This window comes from Pseudomonas sp. SDO55104_S430 (assembly GCF_054070595.1).
The window spans coordinates 1-3,676 of sequence record NZ_JBSVXG010000371.1; the positions used below are offsets into that span (position 1 = coordinate 1).

3 protein-coding genes are annotated in these 3,676 nt (G+C 61.8%); all 3 read right to left on the reverse strand.

The features are described from left to right. Positions 1 to 60: 60 nt before the first annotated feature. From ACW9JE_RS29545 to ACW9JE_RS29555, 3 genes are read right to left on the reverse strand one after another with little or no spacing between them, the layout of a single operon-like run. Positions 61 to 843 (reverse strand): divergent polysaccharide deacetylase family protein, encoded by a 783-nt coding sequence (locus tag ACW9JE_RS29545; protein ID WP_457434772.1) that lies wholly within the window; start codon positions 841 to 843, stop codon positions 61 to 63. A gap of 2 nt (positions 844 to 845) precedes the next feature. After that, complete coding sequence (locus ACW9JE_RS29550; protein ID WP_224534795.1) at positions 846 to 2,165, reverse strand: S41 family peptidase; 1,320 nt, start codon at positions 2,163 to 2,165, stop codon at positions 846 to 848. A gap of 31 nt (positions 2,166 to 2,196) precedes the next feature. Continuing rightward, on the reverse strand, positions 2,197 to 3,492 hold the full coding sequence (locus ACW9JE_RS29555) for a murein hydrolase activator EnvC family protein (protein ID WP_457434773.1): 1,296 nt from the start codon (positions 3,490 to 3,492) through the stop codon (positions 2,197 to 2,199). Positions 3,493 to 3,676 lie beyond the last annotated feature (184 nt).

Below are 3,676 nucleotides of genomic sequence, written 5' to 3' on the forward strand. Positions count from 1 at the left end.
AGGTTCCGTGTGTGCAGGACCATTGTGGGAGCGAGCCTGCTCGCGATTGTGTCCTGAGTCTTAGCGATAGACCCCGTCCTTCCCATGCCCCGCCATCGCCTTGTTGCTGCGTACACTGATCATCAATCTGATATCGATCCAGTCGATCCCTTGAGCCTTTAGCTTGGGCAGTTCACGCTCCAGCACCGCCAGGGTCTGCGGATACGGATGGCCGATCATCACCGCCGAACCCTGCTTGCGGGCCAGATTGATCGCGGTCTGCAACTGGTTGTAGATCGCCGTTTCCGTGCGTTCGTCATCGAGGAACACGTCCCGCGACACACTTGCCAGATCGATCTTCTGCGCCTGTTGCGCAGCGACCGTCTGGGCGCTGGTGCGGCTGTCGACGAAAAACTTGTGGCGCCGTTGCAACTCGGCCATCAACCACGCCATGGCCGCCGGTTGCGCGGTCATTCGGCTGCCCATGTGGTTATTGATGCCGGCGGTGTAGGGCACCATTTTGAAGGCGGCATTGAGGCGTTTTTCCAGTTCTTCCTGCGGCAGTTCCGGGTGCCAGGCGAACGGGCCGGTGGCCGGGTCCATGGGCATGTGCAGGATGACGATCTTGCCGGCGCGATGGGCTTCGCGGGCGAACTCGGTGGCGTGGGGTGTGTCGGGCATGATTGCCGCGGTGACCGGGCCGGGCAGCGCCAGCACGCGACGATCCCGGGGCAGGTTCTGCCCCAGGTCATCGATGATCAGGCTCAGGTAGGCCTTGGGCTTGTGAGGCACCTGTCCGGCGGGTTCGGCGTGAACCGTACCCGCCAGACAGCACAACAGGACGAAGATGAAGCGCAAACCCATCCTCAGCGGCCGGAAGTGATGCTCAGCCCTTTGAGCAGGCTCAGGGCCTGGGCCAACTGGTAATCGTCATCCTGCGGCATTGCCTTGGCCTTGCCGCCGGAACCGGTCGGCTTGTCTTCGCCGCCGTTGCCATTGCCCAGGTGACCCTGCAGGTCGGCTTCCTTGAAGTAGTCGCCGTCCTGTTCGCTGGTGATCTTGGCCCTGCGCACTTCGATGTCCGGGACGATGCCCTGGGCCTGGATCGAACGGCCGTTCGGCGTGTAGTACAGCGCCGTGGTGATCTTCAGCGCGCGGTCGTTGTTGAGCGGCAGTACGGTTTGCACCGAGCCCTTGCCGAAGCTGTTGGTGCCCATGACCACCGCGCGTTTCTGGTCCTGCAGGGCGCCGGCGACGATTTCCGACGCCGAGGCGCTGCCGCCGTTGATCAGCACGACCATTGGCACGGCCTCGCTTTCGTCCTTGCCGGTGGCCGAGAAGCGCAGTTCGGAGTTGGCGATGCGGCCCTTGGTGTAGACGATCAGGCCTTTGGTGATGAAGTGGTCGACCACTTCCACCGCTGCCTGCAGTACGCCGCCCGGGTTGTTGCGCAGGTCGAGCACGATGCCGTTGAGCTTCTTGCCGTTTTCCTTGCGCAGCTTGGCCAGGGCCTTGGAGACCTCTTCGCCGGTCTTGACCTGGAACTGGGTGATGCGGATGTAGCCGTAACCGGACTCCAGCAACTGGCTCTTCACGCTCTTCACCTGAATGATGGCGCGGGCCAGGGTCACGTCGAACGGCGTGCCACCGTCGCGTACCAGGGTCAGGGTGATTTTCTGGCCGATCTTGCCGCGCATCTTGTCCACGGCTTCGGTCATGCTCTGGCCCCGAGTCGGCTGGCCGTTGATCTTGACGATAAAGTCACCGGCCTGAATGCCGGCCTTGGAGGCAGGAGTGTCATCGATCGGCGACACCACCTTGATGAAGCCGTCTTCGGCGCCGACTTCGATGCCCAGGCCGCCGAATTCGCCGCTGGTGCTTTCCTGCAATTCGGCGAAGTCTTCAGGGCCCAGATAGGCGGAGTGCGGATCGAGGTTGCTGAGCATGCCTTTGATAGCGTTTTCCAGCAGGGTCTTGTCATCGACCGGTTCGACATAGGCAGCCTTGATGCGGTCCATGACCTCGGCAAAGGTGCGCAGCTCTTCCAGCGGCAATGGCGCCTTGGTGGTCGCCGCAGTGCCCGCAGGCGCGGCGGCCGGGGCGGGTTGGGCAGCGAACGCCAGCGGCGCGCCGATCACCAGGGCGATCGTCAGGGCCAGCGAGGTAAGGCGGGACAAATGCAGCATGTCGAACGAACTCCTGAATTAGGCGGCACGCTTATCCTTGCGTGCGGCACCATTGCGCCGGGTCACTTGGGTGGCCCTGCTGACGAATCGCAAAATACAACGCCGGGGTGTCCTGTCCGCCGCTGTTACCGACAGTGGAGATGGATTCACCGGCTTTCACCACGTCACCCGCAGACTTGAGCAGCGTCTGGTTGTGACCGTACAAACTCAAAAAACCGTTGCCGTGGTCGAGAATCACCAGCAGCCCGGCACCGCGTAACCAGTCGGCGAACACCACGCGCCCGCCGTGCACCGCGTGTACGGCGCTGCCGGCAGAGGCGCCGATCATCACGCCGTCCCACTTGGTCCGTGCATCGTCGCCACGGGTTTCGCCGAAGCGTGCCAGCAGTCGACCATCGACAGGCCAGGGAAGTTTGCCGCGAGTAGACGCAAACGCACCGCCAAAAGTTTCGCCGGAGCTGGAAACCAGCGCGCCAGGCGTCGATCTGACCGGTTTGCGTGGGGCTTCGTCGCTGGCGTTTGCCTGCTCCTGAGCCTCACGTAAACGCTTTTTTTCGGCTTCCTGCTGGGCGATCAGCGCTTTTTGCCGCGCTTCTTCTGCCTCACGGGCCTGGCGAGCCAGGGTTTCTTCAATGGTTTTAAGGACTTTAGACAGGTCTGCCTGATCCTGCTCGCGGGCTGCCAGTTTCTGGTCGCGAGCCTTCACGTCTTCATTGAGCTTGGCCAGGGCTTGCTGGCGCTCTTCGCGGACTTTATCGAGTTCGCTGCGCTGGGAATCGAGGTTGCCTTGCTGCACCAGCAGTTGGGCCTGCTGCCTGGCGATGTCCTGTTCGACATTGGCCAGCTGGCGCAGGGTTTCGTTGAATTTCTTCAACTGCTCCATGCGAGCCTGGCTGAGGTAGTCGTAATAGGTGAGGGTGCGGGCGAATTTCTCGGGGTTCTGCTGATTGAGCAGCAGCTTGAGGTATTCCTGGCGGCCGTTCTGGTAGGCGGCCCGGGCCTGGATGGCGATCAGTTGTTGCTGTTCAGTGCGCGCGCTCTGGAGTTTTTTTTTCTCCGCATCGAGCCGCTGCAGCTCGGATTCGCTCTTCTTGAGCTCTTTTTGCAGGGCTTCGACCTGCTTCTCGAGCTTGCCCATCTCGGTTTCGGTGCCCTTGAGGTCTTTCTGCACGCCGGATTTTTCTTCCTGCAGCTTGCCCAGCAGTTTCTTCAGCTCGGCGATGTCCTGGCGCGTGGCTTCCAACTGCTGTTGGGTTTGCGCGCGCTCGTCCGCAAAGGCCGGTTGGAGCAGGCAAGTCAGAGCAAGGGCTATCAGGACGCGAAGCATAGAGGCGGGCAGCACCAGGGATGAGGACGGCCTAGTATGCCCGCGCCACGCTGCAAAAAAAACGCCCAAATGGGGCTGTGTGATAACTGGCCCGGGATGCCGGGGTAATTAATCTTCAAAACCACCACAAACCAATGTGGGAGCGGGCTTGCTCGCGAAAGCGGTGTGTCAGTCGCAATCTGCA

Bases quoted from the DNA above. Each gene is read 5' to 3' on its own strand.
- ACW9JE_RS29545 (WP_457434772.1), bottom strand. From the start codon at position 843: ATGGGTTTGCGCTTCATCTTCGTCCTGTTGTGCTGTCTGGCGGGTACG.
- ACW9JE_RS29550 (WP_224534795.1), bottom strand. From the start codon at position 2,165: ATGCTGCATTTGTCCCGCCTTACCTCGCTGGCCCTGACGATCGCCCTG.
- ACW9JE_RS29555 (WP_457434773.1), bottom strand. From the start codon at position 3,492: ATGCTTCGCGTCCTGATAGCCCTTGCTCTGACTTGCCTGCTCCAACCG.